This window comes from bacterium, from assembly GCA_037143175.1.
Classification (GTDB): domain Bacteria; phylum Verrucomicrobiota; class Kiritimatiellia; order CAIKKV01; family CAITUY01; genus JAABPW01.
The window spans coordinates 66,097-87,974 of the sequence record JBAWZF010000004.1 but is presented as its reverse complement, the minus strand read 5'-3'; the positions used below and the strand labels follow the sequence as shown (position 1 = coordinate 87,974).

The 21,878-nt window shown below is 51.9% G+C and carries 8 protein-coding genes; 2 read left to right on the top strand and 6 right to left on the bottom strand.

The window, feature by feature from the left end:
• Positions 1-22: 22 nt before the first annotated feature.
• Positions 23-1,174, bottom strand: coding sequence for a glycosyltransferase family 1 protein (locus WCI03_02870; protein MEI8138791.1), 1,152 nt, complete (start codon positions 1,172-1,174; stop codon positions 23-25).
• A 182-nt stretch (positions 1,175-1,356) separates the two neighbouring features.
• Between WCI03_02870 and WCI03_02865 the strand changes: the two genes are divergently transcribed.
• Together WCI03_02865 and WCI03_02860 are read left to right on the top strand one after the other, a co-directional pair.
• Positions 1,357-2,301, top strand: a complete 945-nt coding sequence (locus WCI03_02865) for a PA14 domain-containing protein (GenBank protein ID MEI8138790.1) — start codon at positions 1,357-1,359, stop codon at positions 2,299-2,301.
• Positions 2,298-3,275 (top strand): glycosyltransferase family 2 protein, encoded by a 978-nt coding sequence (locus tag WCI03_02860; GenBank protein ID MEI8138789.1) that lies wholly within the window; start codon positions 2,298-2,300, stop codon positions 3,273-3,275. Before WCI03_02865 ends, WCI03_02860 begins: the two co-directional genes overlap by 4 nt.
• Here WCI03_02860 and WCI03_02855 read toward each other — a convergent pair.
• The 5 genes from WCI03_02855 to WCI03_02835 form a co-directional block, all read right to left on the bottom strand.
• Positions 3,227-4,885, bottom strand: a complete 1,659-nt coding sequence (locus WCI03_02855; protein MEI8138788.1) for a hypothetical protein — start codon at positions 4,883-4,885, stop codon at positions 3,227-3,229. The genes WCI03_02860 and WCI03_02855 overlap by 49 nt on opposite strands.
• A gap of 138 nt (positions 4,886-5,023) precedes the next feature.
• Entirely contained in the window at positions 5,024-6,139 is a 1,116-nt protein-coding gene (locus WCI03_02850; GenBank protein ID MEI8138787.1) for a hypothetical protein, read from the bottom strand.
• Between the two features lie 21 nt (positions 6,140-6,160).
• A complete protein-coding gene (locus tag WCI03_02845; GenBank protein MEI8138786.1) occupies positions 6,161-15,823 on the bottom strand; it encodes a LamG-like jellyroll fold domain-containing protein in 9,663 nt (3,220 codons plus the stop codon).
• Complete coding sequence (locus tag WCI03_02840; protein ID MEI8138785.1) at positions 15,820-21,618, bottom strand: DUF6531 domain-containing protein; 5,799 nt, start codon at positions 21,616-21,618, stop codon at positions 15,820-15,822. The genes WCI03_02845 and WCI03_02840 overlap by 4 nt, the downstream gene beginning before the upstream one ends.
• Positions 21,615-21,878, bottom strand: a complete 264-nt coding sequence (locus WCI03_02835) for a hypothetical protein (protein MEI8138784.1) — start codon at positions 21,876-21,878, stop codon at positions 21,615-21,617. The genes WCI03_02840 and WCI03_02835 overlap by 4 nt, the downstream gene beginning before the upstream one ends.

The window sequence follows — 21,878 nt, the reverse complement described above, 5'->3', positions numbered from 1 at the left end:
ACCGGAAAAAATCAGGAACCCCTCAACAAGCGTTCCTGAGAATTCTCAAGGTTCCGGCACCAGTGGCCGACCACGAGAAGCTTTTGGCAAAATCGCGGCCTTTCAGAATTCGTGCCTGCCGTTCCGTATCAGACCAGTCCAATACCGTCTGGATTGCTGCCGACAAAGCCTTGGGATCGTCGGGGTTAAAATACTGAACAACATCCCCCCCCACCTCCGGGATCGATGCGCACCGCGTCGTTACCACTGGAGTCCCCGCCATCAAACCCTCCAGTACCGGTAAACCAAACCCTTCGTATAGCGACGGAAACACAAAGACATCACAGCCTTGGTAAAGCGCCACCAACTCAAGCTCAGAAAGCTTTTTCAATCGGATAACACGACGAGGATCACTGATCGCATCCAGCGCTTTGGCCACCTCCGGCTCCCCCAGCCGCGCATTTCCGACAATGACGAGATTGTGTGGGATGGAATCCATTAATTGACCGAAGGCTCTCACCAACGCCTGAACATTCTTATGAGGATAAGTAGCGGCCACACAAAGAAGATACGGCAAGGCAGGAGGAATCAGACGATCCACCAATCGCCCACGTTCCATCTTCGGCAAGGGCACAGCAAAGACTGGGCTGGCCGCCTCATAGACCGTATCAATCTTGTCGGTATTAACGGAGGTATACTTGACTATCTCGCCCTGCGAAAATCGCGATACGGCAATAACCCGATTACAGCGCCATGCCGCCGCTTTGACAAGAATGTCTGTTGCGAAACGGGACAGAAACGTCAGATCCTGAGGGAAAGCCTTATATTGCATGTCATGGATCGACACCACCTGAGGGCATGACATCAATACTGGTGCAGTATAGCCTGGCGACCAAAGCACATCTATCCCGCACCTCCTGACCTTCCATGGCAATTCAAACTGTTCTCGTAGAATGCGAAAAGTCCGATTCATGGCGTGGAATTTCAATTGCACAAAGGAGACATGTCGAAATGCGGCCAAATCGGCTTTCAAAACATGATGATTCTCAAAATTGGTAAATACCACCAACCGGTCACCCGCACACTGCTCCGCCATTGCCAACAGTGTTTTACGAAGATAGGTCTCTGTCCCTCCCACTTCACCGGGGATATAAAACAGCGTGTTCACGCCAATGATTAAAGGCTGCATTTTCATAAGTTCAGGATTAAGAAACCAGAATACAGAATGCATACCATCGGTCAAGCATCTCGAAAAGACCTAGGTATACAACACCTCTACAGGAGCTTCCCTATGAATCTCAAGAAGAGGAATGCGCCAATATAAATCAAACGACGACCTGCTTGACCGCAAAATATTTTTAATTATATCATAACTGAATGTTTCACAAGAAAAGCAATATCGATTCCGCAAAATACCTCCAACGCCGTACGGAATTAAAAATCGCCATGCAACACCTCGATCTGGCGGCACGAGGTGCAAACGATCGGGCGCGACTAAAAGCGGCCACAATGGCGATTGCCTCTATCATTGGAATTGCCTCTATCAGCGATAAAAACATAAAACTAAGAGATTCATGGATCCGCTTCGCGGAAACAGGAATTAATGCCTCCGCAGAAACATCTGTACTCAGAAAAGCTTTCACCATCGCATCCACATTCATGATGCATTCAACTTCAAACATCAACGAGCAAGGGAGCGTGGTTCCGCTGAATGTCTCTGAACTTCTGCAAGCCATTGAGCTCTTGATTCACTCTGCTTATGACCAAAATGAGCGGAACAAACCACTCCCCCTCCGTCGGGCCATTCGGCGCACGTATATGATCGGAATTGCGGCTGCAGCAGGGCTAGCGGGGCTTGTATACGGTGTTTGGATGATTTACTCGTGGGTGTCTCCCGAAGGAGTGGTGATTACCTATTTTAACGGAACCAGTTTCGATCACTCTGCTGCACGCCGGGTATGCCACCAACTCAGCCTTGATTACGGCACTGACAGACCCGCCTGGGGCGTACGACGAAATGGCTGGTCAGCACGATGGGAAGGATCTCTTGTCGCGCCAACTGAAGATGAGTATGAGTTCTATATCCAAAGCATGGACGGGGCACGACTGTTCATTGACAATCAATGTTTGATAGATAATTGGCATGAACAGGAATGGCAAGCCAGTGGTCGCCATGCCAACATACGACTGAACAAGGGATCTCACCGATTCATGCTTGAACACTACAACGCGACAGGACCTTCAGCGATTCGAGTCCGATGGATGGGCGGGGGCCTTCCTGCCAATAGCATCATTGAAACACCTTATCTGAGGAAGAAATGAATATCCAACAAACCCCTTTAGTGACAATCGTTGTTCCGGCCTATAATGAGGCGTCTAATCTTGCCCCCTTGGCACGACGCTTAACGGCGTGCATGCCTGGAAATCTAGCATGGGAACTATTGATTATTAATGATGGTAGTTCAGATGGAACGAACGATGAAGTCGACCGTCTTGCCCGAGAAGGGTTTCCCGTTTATGGACTTTCACTTTCTCGAAATTTCGGACATCAAAAAGCACTCCGAGCTGGCCTCGACCAAGCCGAAGGCGATTGCGTAGTCATTATGGATGCGGACCTGCAGCACCCCCCCGAACTCGTGACGCAACTTCTGGAACGTTGGAGAGCAGGTTTCCAGATTGTGCACACAACCCGGGAGGATGGGATTGAGACGGGCCTTTTTAAACGAGGCACATCAGCCATATACTACTCCCTCTTTAATCTACTAACGGGTTTACATCTACCACCTGGCTCAGCCGATTTCCGATTACTAGATCGCAAGGTGGTCAATGCCTTACGAGCCATGCCGGAATCCAACCTTTTCCTCCGCGGGATGGCCCACTGGATTGGCTTCAAGTCAACCACCGTTCCTTATCAACCCGCCATACGCCACAGCGGGTCAAGCAAATATGGATTTTCCAAAATGTTCGGATTAGGCTTGCAGGGAATTATGTCGTTCAGCGTCCGCCCGCTCCGAATAGCCATGGTGCTGGGTTTTATTTTTGCCACATCTGCAGGATTCTACGGCATCTACGCCTTGTTGATCTACCTATGTACAGACCGTGCGGTACAAGGTTGGACATCCATTCTTATAAGCGTGTTGTTTTGTGGCGGCATTCAAATGATGCTCATGGGAATTTTGGGTGAATATGTTGGAAAGCTGTTTCTAGAGTCCAAACATCGACCAGATTATTGGATAGCATCATCAAACTACCGTCCGACTGAGCCCGCAACTGACTCATACAAATACCACTCGTAGTCGAAGCCATGGGTGCCAGCATCCTGCACAGTATAGGGGTATCGCCTTCCCTGAAATAACGCACTCACACGTCGGGATAGATCTAAAAGACAATACGAACCTTGGCGAGAAACTGTTTCAGAAAGGCACCAATAAGCAGGATCCAACCGCTGTCTACTAGCCAACTCCACGGGGATAGCAGAGTGAAGAGAATGCAAAACATGAAGTCCCAATTTTTCACCTCGATACAAAGGCAAAAATTGCTCGAAATAAATTTGGATCGAAGAGACTAGCTCCCTTTCTGGATCCTGCATATCCAAACAGATCGCCATCGGGCGTCCATCTCTCAAACGCTGCTCCATTTTCGACAACAACCGTAGCTCAATATTCCGAGCATTGTGCTGTACGGCAAATTGCAGCAAAAAACCATAATAATTGGCCACGACAAACCATCCCAAAAGAAAAAGGGTTAAGCCATTCAAAAATCCTTTTCTCGCAGGGCACAAAAAATAATAACGATCCAATTCAAGAAACCCTCTGGCTAAATGCCAGCCAAGCAACGGCACCAGCGGATAGAAATATCGCAGCGATGGTAACCAAGAAATCATCAAAATGGCACATAAACTGAGTGTCATGCACAATGAAAAAAACAAGCATTCTACATCAAGAGAAACACCGAATTGTCGGAACAATCCTATCATCCGCAACACCATTGCGATTAATGACGCAATAATCAATACGGCAAATATCGGAGAGGTAGCGAACTGAAAAGCGTCATAGGTCAACCAACGCAAATTCTGCATCAAAAGAGGAATCCCTATCTCAAACACGCCATAGTTGGCGGCGGCAGAGGCCACGTGAATACGCCAGATCGTATAAACCAACAATCCTACTGCCGGGATGACAGCAGCGACTAGGGTGCCTCTTCGCCTAACAATGGCTAACTCAAACAGAACAAGACAAAATATTGCCATTAGCGCAATATTGATTTCTTTTGCCATCGACAGGCCGACATAACCCACAATGAGTATGCAAGTTCGAATTACAATAGTCGCCGTCCCCTCGTCATCGGAATCTGTTAGTAGAAGCATAGTCCCCATAAAGAGCATACCTAAAGCGCAGAAGGTTTGAAGTTCCTGAGGAGCCAATCGAGCAACCGGTTGATTTGGAAAAAAACAGACGAATGCATTAAAAATCAACATCGGCATGAACACGGACGTATCCTGGACACTCCACACTACCCTGTGACAACGGATACGCACCATACGCCAAAGCGCCATGTTCCAGAATAACATTCCCGCCAACCATTCGGCCCAACGGACAAAATGATGCAAGGCCGAATGGGGACCAATGATAAGCCAAGCGATAGCATTATGAAGATCGAAAAAAGGGCGGTAACGGCCCCCTTCCGACACTCCAATAAAAGTCGCATTCATCCAAGAATAAAAACTATGGGGAACCCTTAACAAATTGACGCTGATGAAATCATTCATATCGTCAACAAGCGCAAACGGCGTATTCAGAGAATAGTAAACGGCAGGCACAAACATCAGGAGAAAGAGAGCCACCATGGCAATGGCAACCCAATGAATTCTTCGTGTAAATTCATACTCTTCAGTCTTCCGTCTCATAATGGTTTGGATGGTGCATGCGTGAGCGTATAAAGTCAAGGGAGGCATTTATGGATAGTTGATAATTCAAACAATATATCCAAATCATTCCACCCTTGCCTTGCTCATACAACAAGACAGTGTTTTTTTGTGCATCTTTTAGAATTCAAACACTGTTCCCGGTTCGGGAAGAGCGATTTGTCGTAGATATGTACGTCCCGTATTGAATATTCCCTCCTGATATTCGTTGGAAAATATTTTCAAAGTTCCACCGTTCGTAACACTGCCACCTCCGCCAAGCGTATTAATTACACCTGAAACTGCATCAACAACCGATGCCTTCAACAAGACGCCGCCTCCAGCACCCGCGCCACCTTTTCCACCACCGGCACCTCCATAACAACTTCCATTAACTGTGGCCCCTCCAGCACCTCCATTACTTTGTCCGGAAGAGGACGCGCTGCCACCGCTTCCTCCAACACCCGGAGCGCCTGCTGTCTGGCCAGCACTCCCATTTCCGGCTACACTTGCAAATCCTTTAGCAAGCACAAAGCCTCTTATCATAATCATATTGGATGCAACCAACATTACAGATCCCCCGCCCCTGTTACCAGCGCCACCGCCACCACCACCCGATGTGGGACTATCATAGTATGCTTTCCATCCGGCACCGCCACCACCGCCGCCACCACCACCAGACCCCATTAATAAAGATTCATTTGTAGTTGAGTCGCCCTGCCCACCAACACTCGCATACCCCCCAGGACTACCCACACCACCGCCACCAGCGAATCTTGAAGACATATTCCCATCATGGGAGTCATATCCACCAAACCCGGCAATTCCGTTACTACCGCCAAAAACGCCACTACCGATACCACCATTTACGCCTGGTTTCCCGTTTTCTAATCCTCCCCCACTCATACCAGATGACCCACTCCCCCCACTTCCACCATTTCCTCCCAGGTATCCGGCGCCGCTGGCATCCAGTGTGCCTAATATTGTGATGTTCGATGCGGATATTTCAACCCAACCGTATTTGCTGCCATCATAGGGTTTAACATAAACCGTCGTTCCTGTAGCGATCATCACTGTCCCGATATTGAAGTGATTGCTGGCAATATATGTTCCATTGGTAATCACCCAACTGCTTCCTCCATGATCTCCGCCAGTCAAATCCGTCCAAGCGAAAACCCGCACACACGTAAACAATACTGACAGACCTATTCCTAATTCGATTTTTATTCTCATTCTTTTCTCCATTTTTTGACTCATAGCTGCACTCTCATATTTTTCTTATTTTCGTAAATACCCTGCGTAATATTGAACCCCATGATGATTACCATTAGGTTCTTTTATATTCTGTGGCGACTGCACGATTTTCCAGGCGTCATCTCCCCCCAGAAACGATAAATCACTAAAAACTTTTGATGGAGCGGGCACAAAGTTCGAAAGAGGAACCCCATCCACGCCGCTAGCCGAGCGGTTCCAATAATTGTCAGCGCTCTTTAGTCCCAAGTAGTTTTTGCTGATATACGTTTCCGAGCCAATTCCTTGATACTGGATACGATTCCTGATCCCCGGATCATCAACCAAGTCCAAGGCGCGGCGGAATGTCATTGAGCCCTGACTATGCGCGGTCACATCAATTGTAGCCACTCCTGTAGCCGCAACGCTTCTCAGCGTATTTGCCCCTCGTATCGCAGTGATATCAATTAAGCCAAACTCATTGCCAAGTGATTGAATGGCATCCCCAAGAATCATCCAGCCATGCGTACTATTGGCCACTTGCGTAACAGTCCCTGCTCCCTTGATACTACTTGTAGTTCTTTTCATGTTTTCCGCGTCGACCTGCGTATTGGCCATGCCATTAAAGTTCACCGCTCTTACTCCATCCAAAGAATCGCCCGAATCCGACCACTTGCTTTCCAGAAAATCACCCGACAAAAAGCTAATGGGGAGTCCCCCTGCCACCAGTGCCGCATCAGCCACACCATCCACTAACTGGAATCCAACGAAACTCCGCGAGAAGGGATTAATCACTTGTGAACGCACCTTCCAGGTATCGGCCATGATCGTTTTGCAAATGGCCATCAGGGAACGCGACGGGGCCACGGCCATTTCCTCCAAATGGTTGACCACCGTTGCGGCGCTTCCCCGTAGCACCCGCTTACTGAACTTTTCCTTCACGAACTCACTTTCCGTAGCTTTCACTACGGGAGGTCGATCCTCCCATTTTTCAGGTTGAGCAACTGAACGCGTCTCACTCGGCAAAGCCTCAACCAGCACTGCTGAGATACGGCTCGCCACTGGAGCGATCACGGAGGCCATTGCATAGTCGATCAAAGCATCTCTCGACATGGCACCATCCCCGAATGCTTCCACCATATTCCCGCCATACACTGCGGCTCTGAGCGAACCCTGTACCCCCCCGGATATGGGCGAGTGCAAATAACCCAAGTTCGATACATTGCCCGCATGCATATAGTCACCAAAACTAGCAGGACTCTGCCCCTCAACCGGAGCAGCCATGAAGGTCCCCATCATCCCGCCCGCTGCAAAACTGATGGCCGTATCACGGAACACATTTTTAAATCCACCTCCATCGATCGCTGCTCGCGCACCGGAGGAGACGAAAGTGCTGGTGCCGGACTGGGTTGCCAACTGCATCGGCACATCCCAACCTGTTTTTGCCATCCCATATCCGGCTCCATAACCCGCTACAGAAGCCGCAGAACTTATGGCCCATGACTGGGCAAAATCACCTATATTCCCATGCGATATCATGGTGGTGGCAGCAGAGGAAACCCCTTGAATCACCACCGCACCCGCGACATAGGCACCAAACGAGGCTGTCGTCGCTGTCGTCACGGTCACTCCCACCGTTCCCAGCATTGCAGCACCCAGCGCCCCTCCTGCCCCACAAGTGACCACCGTGGCCACAATCGCCACCGCCGCCATCGTGTATTGCTGTTGAGTTGCTTTTCGCTTATTGCGTAACTGCGTTTCTTTAGCCGACGTTTTCGCAAAATACTGATCCACGTTGGCAGTACCCATGCGACTCATTTCCCCGCGCATGACGTCATTGATCTGCCCCCCCCGTAAATAGTAATCCAGCCACCATTCCCGTCGGGTATCATTAGGCCCGACCGTGGCACCTAACCGGGGAATAGAGTTCACACCGCTCATCAACATCCGGGTCGCCTCTTGCTCGTTCATCCCTAGATGACGGTACTTGCTAACCATATCGCGCACCTCGCGCGGGTGCTCATTCTGGTATCGAGTTAAGGCTCGGGCAGCCCACTCCTCCGCAGCACGCTGCTGCCGCAGTCGTTCTTCTTCTGCCTGGCGCAAGGCTTCCTCATACGCCCGACGTTGTCGTTCGATCTCGCGAAGCTGACCATATTGCGACACAAGCCATTCCCCAACTCGACTGTCGAGCGCCCCGTGATTCCAGCGATATAATCCATAGGGATCGGAAAACAAAAGTGGATTATTCCCGGCATAGGCATAGAGATTCATGCCATCAGCATACCCCGCCGGATCCTGTTGCAGAAAACGCCCCAATTCGGCTGAGTAAGCCCGGTTCCGGTAATGCATCAGTCCGGATTCCTGATCCCACTGCCGTGCGGCAAATGTCCAGATATTACCCAGCCCACTTTGAATCAGCGGATTCCCGTTGCCATCCAATACCTGCATCTGACCGAATAACGAATAGCGGAATTGCTCCACCGGATGTCCGGATGCATCTGTGAGAACCGCAATATTGGCACGCCAGTCCCTCAAATAGTAATAGGGTATTCCCTCACGCAGGAATACCACCGGGGTATCGATTGTATCGGCGAATACATAACTGCGCCCCCATGCCCCATTCACCGCCTCATCAATCAGCGCTTCGCCATCATAGTAATAAGCAATATGCCCGCCAGCGATATCCTTACTCACGCGGCGATTCAACGCATCATAGGAATAATACGCCAACACCACTCCATTGGATCGCAGCTCCACCAGTCGGCCCCTATAGTCGTAGACATACCCGGCATTACCCCGCGCCACGAGACTCCCATTCGCATCATAATGGAGTGCCTCCTCACCCACGCGGGTATACTGATTCCCGGCATTGATCGCCCGACTTACCCGGCCTTGCACCGGATTTGAACTACTAAGCCAATTCCCCATCAGATCATAGTCAAAGGATTCACGAAGCAGGTTATTCAACACCTTCTTAGCCGTCACCTGATTCCCTGCATCATAGGTGTAGGTCGCGCCTTCGCCACTACTCTCGGACGACACCGTCACGTTTCCGTTGGGATCTCGACTCAGCACGGCGTTATAATCACAGTTCACCCCTTGCTGCCGCAGAATGCTGAGTCGCTCCCTTGAATCATAGCCATGGGTTTCTACCACCCCACTCGCATAGGTCACCGTCTCAACTCGCCCATTCGGGGTATACGCATAACGCGCATAGGTTAGCGAACCGGCCGCATTCTTCAGCTCAATCAATCGGTTATTTGCATCATAGCCCCTCCTCATCGTTACCCCTGAAGGAGTGTCCACCTGCTCTGAATTTCCTGAAGCATCATAATGCCGCTGAATGAGTCGACCATTCTGCCACTCCCTTACCACCCGATTCAGGCCATCATAGGCATATTCCACACGGTTATCATCCGTACTGCTGCAGGGATTATTGAAGGCCACCGCATTGGTAATTCTGGATAATTTGTCGTAGCACAATGTTACACTCGGCAATGAATTAACCAATTCCATGGTCAAACGATCCAGCGCATCGTACCGATTGGACACCACCACTCCGTCCGGTTTCAGGGTCCAATCCAGGCGATTCCCATACAGGTAAGCCCAGCGGGTCACCTTCCCGAGTTCATTGGACATCGAACACTTATTCCCACAGATATCGTAGGCATAACGGGTTGCTCCTCCATTAGCGTTTGTTACACGAACAGGACGATTAAGTGGATCATAGTCCGTAATGGTAACCGCCTCAGACCCCGTCCCCTTGGCCTCAACATTTTTAATCACATTCCCGGCGGGATCATATGACACCTCTGAGCGAATCCCCCGCCAATCGCACTTAGCCGTCACCCTGTCCAGTACATCGTACTCAATAAACCTCTGATCACTTCCATCAGTCTCACGAACCGCACGCCCCCACTTGTCATACTCCTGCCGGATGGTTCGGCCATTGGGTAAAATGCTGGCAATAGCATGACCCAAGTTGTCGTAGCATGTGCGGGACAAATTCCCCAGCGCATCGATAGCGCCTGCCTGCCGGCCCAAGGCGTCATAGGTTTTCTGTATGACATATCCGCGGGGATCTTTCCGGCTTCTTTCCAACCCTCGTTCATCATACGTGGTTTCTACAATCGCCTCATCAATCGAACCCGCAGCAAATACCTGCTTGATGAGCAAGCCACGGGAATCATAAACATACCCATTTGCCACGCCGAGATGATTCCGATTGCTCACCAGATGATCTGCTGTATCATAATAAGACCACGCTCGCTGTTCCTCCGGCAGTCCCTCAGCAGCAATCACTTCCTGAACACGCCCCAAATCATCATAAATGGTCGCCGTAGAAACACTACGCGAATTAATAGTGCGCACAGCCTGCCCGGCAGCATTATATTCAATCCAAGTCTGATTCCCGCCCGGATCCGTCAAATTCGTAACGTTCCCGAAAGCATTGAAAGCAAATCGAGTCACCATACCCAGCGGATCTATTACGGCGGTCACCGCTCCCACTGAATTCACCTCGTGCCGTGTGGCATGCCCATTGGCATCCGTGGAAATAACAGGGCGATTATTCCTGTTATACGCAATGGTTGCGGCTTGCCCTAGCGCATCCGTTTTCCGAATCAGGTTCCCGTCTTCATCATACTCAAACTTAGTGATATCCCGCCCAAGCTCCGCGACAAGAGCCTGAAGCCTGACTCGATCACGCCCTGTTAGACGCCCGTCGCCATCCAGATCCCCTGCAATTCCCGGCATCAACAGGCCTTGGGCCTGGTTCGAACTACCGGTCAATTCGTCTTTTGCTCCCTGAGTATCACCATCCGGATCCGCACCCAACGCATACAGCTCACGGATCTCAGCCCCGCCAAGGAAACGGTGATAAATCCGGACATCATCCAACCCACCAGCGAAACAGAAATTAGTTGTAACAGCCTCACATGCAATGCCCAGGGGAGCCAACCTTCCTGTCGTCACCGCGGTGATGTTAGTATCCAGTACTACCTCACCATCCACATAAAGCATCATATTGCTTCCGCTGATTGACAAGGCTACGTGAGCCCATACCCCTGCCGCAAGGCTCGCAGACGCCGGAATCACGTCCGCTGCATTCCCTGACAACCGGACTTCAGGGCGGCGCCCGGTCATCTGAAGGCCTAAACCGCCTTGACGCGCGACCACCATTTGTGTCCCCGTTGTATTGCCCCCGTCAGGCCGAACCCAAACCGATACGGTCATATTGCTTGAACGGTCAAGCAAGTCCGAGCTGGGGATGCGAACCCCACTGGTTACCCCATCAAACTCCAGGGCACTTCCCATCCGGCCAATACCTCCGTTCGGCTCTCCACCTTCCAGCCACACCCCGTTAAGCCTGTTACTGGAACTGTCGGCAATGACAGTTCCATTGGTTTCATCCAGCCGATACCAAGCCGCCAGCCCCTGCCCCAACGATGCCTGGGCTGGATTCATACCCTGCGCCACCTCTACCCCATCACAGAGGCCATCCCCATCGGTATCCGGACTCAATGGATTGCAGCCATAATCTGATTCCCCATCAGCAAACCCATCTCCATTTCGATCTACACCTTGCAGGAAAAGGCCAATCGGCATTACCCCGTCACAGCCATCTACCAGACCATCATGATCGCTATCAGGGTTGCGGGGATTGGTGCCACACAGAAACTCTTCAAGATTGCTCAGGCCATCTTGATCAGGATCGGATGAATCTGTCGGATCCGACGGATCAAGCGCAAATTGAAGCTCCCATGAGTTTGGTAAACCATCGCCATCATCGTCGAGCCCGACTGGTTCGTTTGTAGTAATGGCTAGAGCATCCAGATAACCCCGCGAAAAAATGGGTGTAAACACCCGGGCAACCGAAAATTCGCTCACCGGCTTAGCAAAGGGTATCGCCTTTCCCACACAAACCGCACCGACCCATAGCGCCCAGTGCTGCGCCACATAATCGGCTTTCACCGTGAATCGAGTCCACTGGGATGTTGAAACCGGCGTATGTCCCACCAAAGTCTCCCAGCCAGAAGCCGTACAAACGACCACCTGCCCAGTTGCATTAATAAAAAATGCTGTGGCGACGTCGGGACTAACCCCTGGCAAATAATCGAGCCACCGCCGCACCGGCCGGGCCTGAAAGTCTATCCATACGACAGGACTGCCACAAGCTGCGTTCACCCTCGAAACCGCACCAGTCCCCATCAGAGATGCCGACTGCATCCCTTCAGAAATGCAATTCGTCTGTACCCAGGCAATATTTGTCCCGGTTGCCAGCCAGCCATTCTGACCAGCCAAAACCCCGCATGTTACAACCGGGGGTTCAAACGGTTCAATCCATGGAAGTCCGGCAAACGAATTTGAAACCGCGGGATTTGACCCCCATCGGGTTTCAGCCCCATCCCCCATGCCATCCCCATCACTGTCGGGATTTTGAGGATCCAGAGCCAGCAGGTATTCCTCATAGTTGTCCAGGCCGTCACCATCGGGGTCGGCATAGTCAGACAGATCGGACCAATCAGTATAAGCGAATCGGTCAGATAAATCGGATCGAACGGGTGAGATTAAAACAGAATCAAGATAGCCAGCCCGTTGTGCAGAATGCTTTACCATCAATCCGGAATATTCACGCGGCGAGCAGGAGGCAAATACAAGACCGCTTGCGACCTGCCAACCGTCCATGTACAAGCTCCATACCCGGTTGCTAAAATCCTGGCAGGTTGTAAAGCGAACCCACCCATTGGTTGTCACCCAGGGTGCGTTTGTCAGCGTAACCCAATTGGTTGAGTCCGACACGACCAGTCGACCGTTACGATCCGCATAGAAGCCCACCGTAGAAGAAGGCTCCAACACCGGCGGAACGGACGCCGTCCGGAAGGCGGGGATGGTTCTCAGATCTGTCCAGATAACCGACTGCCCCGCCGCAGCCAGTGGCTGATAGATTGCCACGGCTGATGTCCGGCCATCCAACTGCAGCGCCTTAAGGCCCGAATATGGCTGACTCATATTTACCACAGCGCCAGATTCGCACAAAGGTACGCGCCACCCATTTTGCCCGACAAGAAGCCCGTTAGTGATCTGCGGAGCCTCAAATGACTCACTGAATGGGAGTGTATGATACGCTGCAGCATGGGTTGGCGATAATCCACGCGCTTGCTCCGTCCCATCTCCCATCCCATCACCATCGGTATCTGGATTACACGGGTTCAGGCCAAGCCGGTATTCTTCGAGAGCGGAGAGAGAATCACCATCTTGGTCCAACGGATCGGCCGGATCGGCCGGATTAAGCCCGTATGTGAGTTCCCAGGCATTTGGCATTCCGTCACCATCACTATCAATGTCACCGGGCGCGTCAGTTGTTACCCGGATCGCATCCAGCCAGGCATTTGTATAGCTCGGGGCGGAAAAACGCAAACCAGCAAAGCTGGTCAATCGATGAACGAAACCGAGGTTTTCAGCAATCAGCTGACCATTCAGGCAGAGGCTCCACACTTGATTGGAGTAGTTTTCCATGGCCGTAAAGCGGCACCAGTTTGTGCCGGTAATGGCAGGCGCATTGGTAAGCGTTATCCAATTAGAGCCGCTCGCCACCACGGTTGCCCCATCGGCATCAATGTAGAAGGCCGCCATCGAGGCCGGATGAATCTCAGGCCGTGCGGAGGCAAGGCGACGCACGGGAATTCCCTCAAAGTCGATCCAGGTGGTAACACCAATCTCGCCTTTGATTATTTGAGATATTTGGGCGGCACCAGTCGTCGCCGCGGATAGACATAAAGCCTGCAAGCCTTCGCCGTCGCCATTCGTTCGTACGAGGGCACAATTTGCTATTGAAACTTCCCAACCATGCTGCCCGTGAAGATCCCCTTGGAGCACCTGCGGGGCTTCAAAGGATTCTAAGAATGGAACCGTTGCTGTAATAGACACATTCGCATTAGTTGGCGAGGTTCCCAAGGCGAGTTCAACCCCATCACTGAGCCCATCACCATCGGTATCAGGATTGCCGGGGTCAAGGTTCTGCTGGAATTCTTCGAGGTTGGAGAGGCCATCAAAGTCGAGATCGGACGGATCAGACATATCCAGCGGATTGGAGGAGGTATAGGGATTGAGTCCATAACGCCGTTCCCAGTCATCTGGCATACCGTCGTTGTCTGAGTCCACGCAATAACCCGCCGGAGTATTGGTAAACACACTAATGTCATCAATCAACGCATCCTGATAAAAGGCACTGCGAAAACGTAGCCGGGCCAGTTCAGGGACTCTTGTAGCAAAGGGCAGGCTGCGAACCACATTGGTTCCATTGATCCACAGTCCCCACCGTTGCCCCACATAGTCTTGGCGCACGGAAAACCGGGTCAATGACCCTATTGCCAGCACCGGCGCATTGGAGAGGCAAACCCAGGTTCCCGGGCAGGAGGTCGCATCATATACCATCAGGTACCCCTCCCGATTCACATAAAAAACCGCCCCCACGCCATTTGTGATCACCGGCAATCCACTCGCTATACGTCGAACGGGCGCCCCCAAGAATTCTATCCAAACCACCTCAACACCATAAGCAGCCAAAGGATGCGTGATCAGGGCGTTATCATTCGTATCTGCCTTAAGTCGCAGACCTTGCGGGCTGCCCAGAGCTGCGTTAGTGACCACCCACGCCACATTGCTAAGGCCCACGTTCCAGCCATTCTGTCCGCCAAGCTCGCCACAAATAACCTCCGGCAATTCAAATGACTCTGCGAACGGGGGCCCGACATGACTACCGGCATTAGTGGATGAGAGTCCATTCAACGTCTCGGCTCCGTCCCCCATGCCGTCACCATCCGAATCTCCATTCAAAGGATCTGAACCCGCCCGCCATTCCTCGGCCAGCGACAAGCCATCGCCATCCTCATCACTGCCCCCATCCTGTGGCGATGAGGGATCCAACCCTAATTGCCGCTCTACATACCCGGGTATCCCATCGCCATCCTCGTCAGGATCCTGCAAAACGAAATCAATACCAGTCACAATTCCCGTAACCTGAACAGGATTAAACGCGTACACGCTGGCCGCCTCCCATGAGTCACGTTCGGAATCTCCATCTGAATCGCGCCACGCTTCAACCGCCCAATTTGTCTGCAGGCGTTCCACCACCAGATGATAAGGGCCCAGGCCTGCACAGAACGCGTGGGACTTCAATCCGCCCCCAAGCACCGAATTCGCCACAACCTGTAACACGCCCGTCTGTACACCGGAATATCCAATCAGGCCACTAATGGACGGGTTATAGCTGACACCCATAAGCTGAAAACTGAAGGCCTGCTTCACTTGTCCTACATTGACCGGACTGTAATCCGCCAAGAGACCGTAGTCCGCCCATGGATAATCGGTAAGAGCACCTTCCTCAATCAATCGCTGATAATAAGGAGCAACAACCTGCTTGAGCTGCCCTAGATTGACTGGCCCAGCATGGTCGCCAGCCTCCATACTGGCTAATCCCTCCCGAATTGCATCATTGGCTCCACCAGGGATGTTGGCCTCAAGTTCTGCTTTGGCCATCTCAGCCATCCAGCATAATTGCCCTCTTAACGCAGGTGCGTAATCATTGGCAGGCATGTTAGTCTCCACCACATGACGTGACAGCCACCACTCAGGCATCACACCAGAACCTGATAACGGGAAGCAGAAGGCGGAGAACATACAACAAATAATAGCCTTGAGCTTCATTGAAGCCCCCCTTCCAGTGCTGTCACATCAGCATCATCGACAACCCCGTCCCCATTAACATCCGCACGCCTCAAAACATCCAGGGGAACATTTGGCTTGGAACGATTCACTGTGCTCATGCGATTAAGAGGATCGTATGTGGTCAGGACAACATTCCCATTGTCATCAATCACCGCCGTCTTATTACCGTTTGGGTCGTAAAGGTAACGTTCACGTTCTCCCAACGCATTGAGCCGTTCCGTTTCCCGACCACATAAATCAAAGTTCGCCTTCGAACAATTTCCCGCTGGATCTGTAGTCGCAATAAGCTCGTTGTAAACATTCCACTCATAGGCTGTCCGATTTCCCAGAGGATCAATCGCCGCCACCTTGCGCCCGATGGCATCATACTCGGTTCGCCACGCTGCCCCCCGATAGTCCACCTCCAAAATGGACTGATTCCGGGAATCATATTGAGTGCTCTTCGTTCGCAGCAAAGATCCGCTGGCATTGCGCACAGATTCCGTCACCACATTCCCGTTGGCATCACGCAGGAATTCAGTCACGACGCCCATGGCATTGCAGGCGAGCACCTTCCGACCTTGCAAATCGAATTGGAAGGATTCACTCCGACGTTCACCGCCCGGCGCCACGCTGGTTCGATTTGTCACCTGCCCCGCCGCGTCATAGGCCAACCTGGTATGAAGTCCATTAGGTTCAATTTCGTCCGTCACACGTCCCAGGCAGTCGTATTGGTTTCGCTTGAGATTTCCTTCGGCATCCTGCAACGCAATGAGGTGGCCTTCGGCATCATACTGATGAACAGTCGCAGCCCCGCGCCGGTTGAGGGCTCGTACGATACGCCCCGAAACATCATATTCAACGCGGGCAGAATTCCCCAGCGCATCAACGCTCCGAATCAACCGGTTCAGCGCATCGTAATAAAACTGTGCCTGATATCCTCTGCGATCCACCACATTGGTTTTGTTCCCGTTGGCATCGTAGCTTGTCCGGACCACCTGCCCGAGGGGATCCCACTCTGCCACCACACGACCCGCATAATCCACCTCATACCGTGTTCGCCGGGCATCTGATCGCCCTGCACCAACTGTTTTCTGGACCAGCCGTCCCAACCAGTCATATCCATAGGAAATGACAAGACCTGAGGGGAGCATTTCACGCACTTTATTTCCCACGGCATCATAGGCGAAATACAGGGTATTGGAGACAGAATCCCTGACAGAAACACATCGATTCAAGGCGTCATACCCATATTCAGTGCGCCCCCCTCTTCCATCGGTTTCAGCGACAATATTTCCGTCTGGATCGTAGGCTTTGCAGGATGGATAGCCGCAGGCATTCAAGGTATTTGTCAGGCGCCCCAGAGAATCGTAGTCCAATATGGACACCCCTCCGTTTTTGCTTTTCAACCTGACGAGATGATTACCCGCATCATATTTCCGGGATTCAGTTCCACCGAGTGCATCCGTAGTATTGGTTAATCGCCCAAGCGAATCATACGCGAAATGGGTCGTGGCACCGACTGCATCTGTCTGCGTTCGTTTAAGCCCGTATGCGTTATAACTGGACCGCGTCATCGCCCCCAAGGCATCCACTCTGGCGATAACACGCCCCAATTTGTCGTAATACGTTTGAGTCACTCCGCCACACGCATCACGCACTTCGATTTCGCGATCCATGGAATCATAGCGATGATAAATCACCCCGCCACATGCATCGGTGCTGGAGAGCAGATTACCCGCGTGGTCAAAAACGCTGGAGATTTTAGCCGAAACCCCATTCGATAGTCCGGAGATTTCCGAAATGACCGCATTCCCCAATGGATCATAAATCGTAGATGTCTTCACTGCGCCCGAAACCCCAACCCCCACAACTTTATTGGTCACCCGATTAGCGGCGTCATACTCATACCGGGTCATCAGTCCGCGGGGATCGATCTCAGTAATCTTGTTGTCACGAACGTCATAACTTAACGTCACGGAATAACCAAGCGCATCGGTCACTTTGACCCGCCGTCCATACGCATCATAGCGGGAGGTGGTCACGGCCCCTTTCTTATCCTGCAGCCGCCATAATTTACCATTCCCATCGAGCCACTGAACGATCTGATATCCCAACGCATCTACTGTATTCGTCACCCGGCCGGCAGCATCATAGCTACAGGCTTTTGCAAACCCCTGCGCGTTGGTCTCACTTGTTAGATTACCTTCCGCATCAAAAGTCCTGGAAATTTTATACCCGAGCGGATTGATTTCAGTAGTCAAACGCCCCAGGGGATCATAGACAAATGAAACTTCGCGGGCATCCGGCAGGCCTACGCCACAGACCTGCCGCGTCATTCGCCCCGCTGCATCCCACTCGAAACACGAAATGGCATCATGCCCACTCACTTCGCGCACCTTATTCCCGCAGCGATCATAAGCCCTCTGATGTGTTGCTCCATCCGGATCAACGGTCAGAACCAAGCGGCGATGCCCGTCATAGTTAAAGCTGGTGCGATGACCATGGGGGTCAATCGAGGCAATCTTGAGTCCACGACAATCATACTCGTACCGGTTCGTGGATAGCCCCCCTTTAATCTCCATAATCAACCGATCGGCACTGTCATAAAATGCTGATACCCATTCAACCCGCTTTCCTGCGGCATCCCTTAAACAGGTATTCGTAACATTTCCAGCGGCATCATAATCAGTCACGCGGGTATTGCCGCTGGCATCGGCTTCAAAGACAAGCTGTCCAGCTGCATTATAACCGCTGCTCGTGGTATGAATGTCACCACGCCCAACGCCAACCGTCTTGTTCGTGACACGATTCAGCGCATCATAGGCGTATGCCATATGCAATGGCTCAGGCCTATCCGATTCAGGACAACCCGGATAACCGGCCCACTGATAGATCTCGGATATTTTGTTTCCATTGGCATCATAATCCATCGTTATCCGGTTCCCGCTCTTATCGACAATAAACACCGGGTTGTTATTACGATCATATGTAAAGGAGGCCGCACACCCTCGCCGATCCAGGTCGGCCAAGATGTTGCCCCGCTCATCACGGATGGTTTCACGCGTTTGCCCCACGGCATCGGTCAGTCGCCATGGATTTCCATTCTCATCATATTCCGTCAGAGTCTGGCCCCCCAACCGGTCGATCCGACAAATGGGCCGTCCATCCGCATCGTATTCGATAAATTCCTGGTGCCCGAGAGGATCCCGACGATTCACTTCAAGCCCGCGCCCATCCAGCTGCCGTCCCTCAGCTGTTTCCTCCAAAGTTCCCGCGGCGCTCACGATGTTGGTTGGTTGCCCATTGCGGTCATATTCAAACCGGGTTTCAATACCGGCTTCATCTCGCTCGGAAAGCTTCAACCCTCCAGCATTAAACACGGCATGTCTTCGCCCTCCATCAGGGGCCGTGACACGAATGCAATTCCCCAATGAATCATAATCATAACCAGTTTCAAATCCCCGACGGTTTCGCCTCCTAACCACATTCAATCCATGTGCATCATATAGGGTCTCCTCCACAGCCCCGGCGGTATCCTTTGTCCGGATCACGTTCCCATAGCCGTCATAAGCCATGGTCGACGAATTACCCGCCGCATCTGTCGTCCTGATCAAACGTCCCGCCTGATCATATTCCATCGAGGTCACCCGCCCCAATGGGTCCCAGGTGCGAACCGGCTTATTGGAAATTGGATCATATTCATAACGCCGGATGTTATTTTCAGAATCAGTCCAGGACACCAGATTTCCACGGGCATCATAGGAAAACTGATGAGCACAACCGCCACGGTCACTCGACACCATATTGTGAGCAAGATCATAGAAATAAAGCAGATCCAGCGGATCACGCCCGGGATCAAAATGGCGATAAGCGACTTTCAAACTAAATCCATCTAGCCAGACCGGCACAGGATTGGTAGTGCCTGCCGGTAATGTTATCCGCGCGGTCAGGTTACTGACATCCTCCCACGTCCACTTTGATTTCGCCCGACTGATATCAAGGGCCACCCAGTTACTATTCGTTGCCAGCCAATTGGTGGAAGCGATGCCGACAGCCGACAGTGAAACGGTATTGGTCGCCATCCCCCGTACCGACAAAATGACCTGGACAATGTCATTGCTCAAGCCTGGCACCGCAAATCCCCAGCCTGAAACATCCAGGGCGCTGTTCGTGCTCAGTCCCGGATTATAAGCCATCACTCCATTCGTATCGCCAAGCGCACTTTCAATATTCTGCCAAACGGCTGTGTTGACTGAGCTGACGTGTTCCGCGGAATGCTGGGCCACGAGATTGATTCCATCACTTTCACGATAGGTCAGCTCGCCCTCCCGGATGTAAACCTGACTGATATCGTTGGAACTGTTATAGACGACGCCTTGAATGCTTTTAGAGCCGGGTCGCCAGGAATAGGTTGTTCCTTTCAGGTAGAGGTAATCCACCTCGTTGGATCGCCCTTCAGCCATTTCACCATCCCAATACCCGCATACCCGATCCGGCGTACTATTGGTGGTGTAATAAGCGATCCTGACTGAATGCCCCTCGGGATCAGTCCGGCCAACAAGATTGTGGCGCAGTTCCTCCTGAGATTGAGAATCGTCATAGGCATACCGCGTGACATCCCCAAGCACATTGGTCACGGCCACCAGGTTTTCTCCAAGATAGGCATAGCCTACGGAGCGCCCCAGATGATCTTCAAGCCGGACAATCCGGGCACCCTGAAGTCCATTTTCATAGCTGAAGGTAATGGACTGCTTCAAGGCATCTGCGACGCGACTTAACCGTCCTGAAACATCGTAATGAAATGTCAGTACATTTCCATTGGCATCAGTTTTGCGAAGTAATTTCCCGTCATGAGCAAAGGCCAACCGGGTCCCGTTCTTGTTGTTGATCCAATACTCATTATTGGTTTGAACTAGCTCAAATGTGGTGCCGGGAAGATACTTATACTGGCCGCTCGAGTTTTTGGTGTAAGTCACGCCGAGATGAAAGGTGTCCACAATCACATCCATGGCCGTATTTTGAGTGTAGGAGCCCAGTTCCAGCTTAGCCTGCACCGCATTGACATCCGCCCATGTCCATGAAGCCCGGTCGCCTGTGATATTCACATAATCAAAGTCATACGCCTTGTGGCCCCAAGTAACGGAATTGGAGCCGCCCGCTGAAAGTTTCATAGAGACACCATATTGCGGGTGATCCGAGTCATACGCCGTGGCACCAATCGAGGATAAATCGACCTGAATGATCGTCGAGGGGCCTGTTGGTGGAGAAAATCCCCAACCACCAACTACCAGAGGCTGGAGCGACGCAATCGCTCCGTAAAAGTGTGCCACATTGCCATACCCCCCAATCGCGTCTGGTAGACCAGTTGCCTTAACGCCCTGCCCCCATGAAGGCGATGATATACACACCTGCGCATAGACACTGGTAAAGGAGACATCCGGCATAATGGGAATAACTCCATCCGGAGTAACGTAATGAATGACAAAATCCCCCGGAAATTCCAAATGCTCACCCTGATTCCAGTTCCAGCCGTAACCGAACACCCCGCTGGTCTCGCGCTGACTTCGGTAATTGCGGGTGACGTCCAGCGTTAGCCCGCGTGATTTGATCCACAGATCCGCATTTTCGCGTTGCAAGAATTCGCCCGTTGCCATCTCCACCGGGATTTCCGAAAACCGTTTCACCACCACCGCTGATGGCGCCGCCTGGGGAGTCGCAATGGCAGAAAACTGGAACAGGGATAGCGAAATCAAAAAATACCGGAACTTCGCGTGAAACATCTTTCTCTTCATCTTCCCCCCACCCCATTTGTGTAGGGCCCCATTCCCAGATCGCCTTGTGGCGCCAGATGCAGGATCACGGCTCGCTGAATGGTGGCTTCCCCGCTGATAGCCAGATTGGTTAACGCCAGAGTGCTACTGCTCAACTGGCCGTTAACGACCAGATTGGTCTTCACCACCATGCTGCCATCCACAGTTAATTCACCAGCCACAGCACTCCAGGTCATCACCAGTAAGGCAAATCCCACTCCTCGACTAACGATCGTTTTCAT

Coding starts and splice junctions, on each gene's coding strand:
- WCI03_02870 (MEI8138791.1), bottom strand. CDS start 1,174: ATGAAAATGCAGCCTTTAATCATTGGCGTGAACACGCTGTTTTATATC.
- WCI03_02865 (MEI8138790.1), top strand. CDS start 1,357: ATGTTTCACAAGAAAAGCAATATCGATTCCGCAAAATACCTCCAACGC.
- WCI03_02860 (MEI8138789.1), top strand. CDS start 2,298: ATGAATATCCAACAAACCCCTTTAGTGACAATCGTTGTTCCGGCCTAT.
- WCI03_02855 (MEI8138788.1), bottom strand. CDS start 4,885: ATGAGACGGAAGACTGAAGAGTATGAATTTACACGAAGAATTCATTGG.
- WCI03_02850 (MEI8138787.1), bottom strand. CDS start 6,139: ATGAGTCAAAAAATGGAGAAAAGAATGAGAATAAAAATCGAATTAGGA.
- WCI03_02845 (MEI8138786.1), bottom strand. CDS start 15,823: ATGAAGCTCAAGGCTATTATTTGTTGTATGTTCTCCGCCTTCTGCTTC.
- WCI03_02840 (MEI8138785.1), bottom strand. CDS start 21,618: ATGAAGAGAAAGATGTTTCACGCGAAGTTCCGGTATTTTTTGATTTCG.
- WCI03_02835 (MEI8138784.1), bottom strand. CDS start 21,878: ATGAAAACGATCGTTAGTCGAGGAGTGGGATTTGCCTTACTGGTGATG.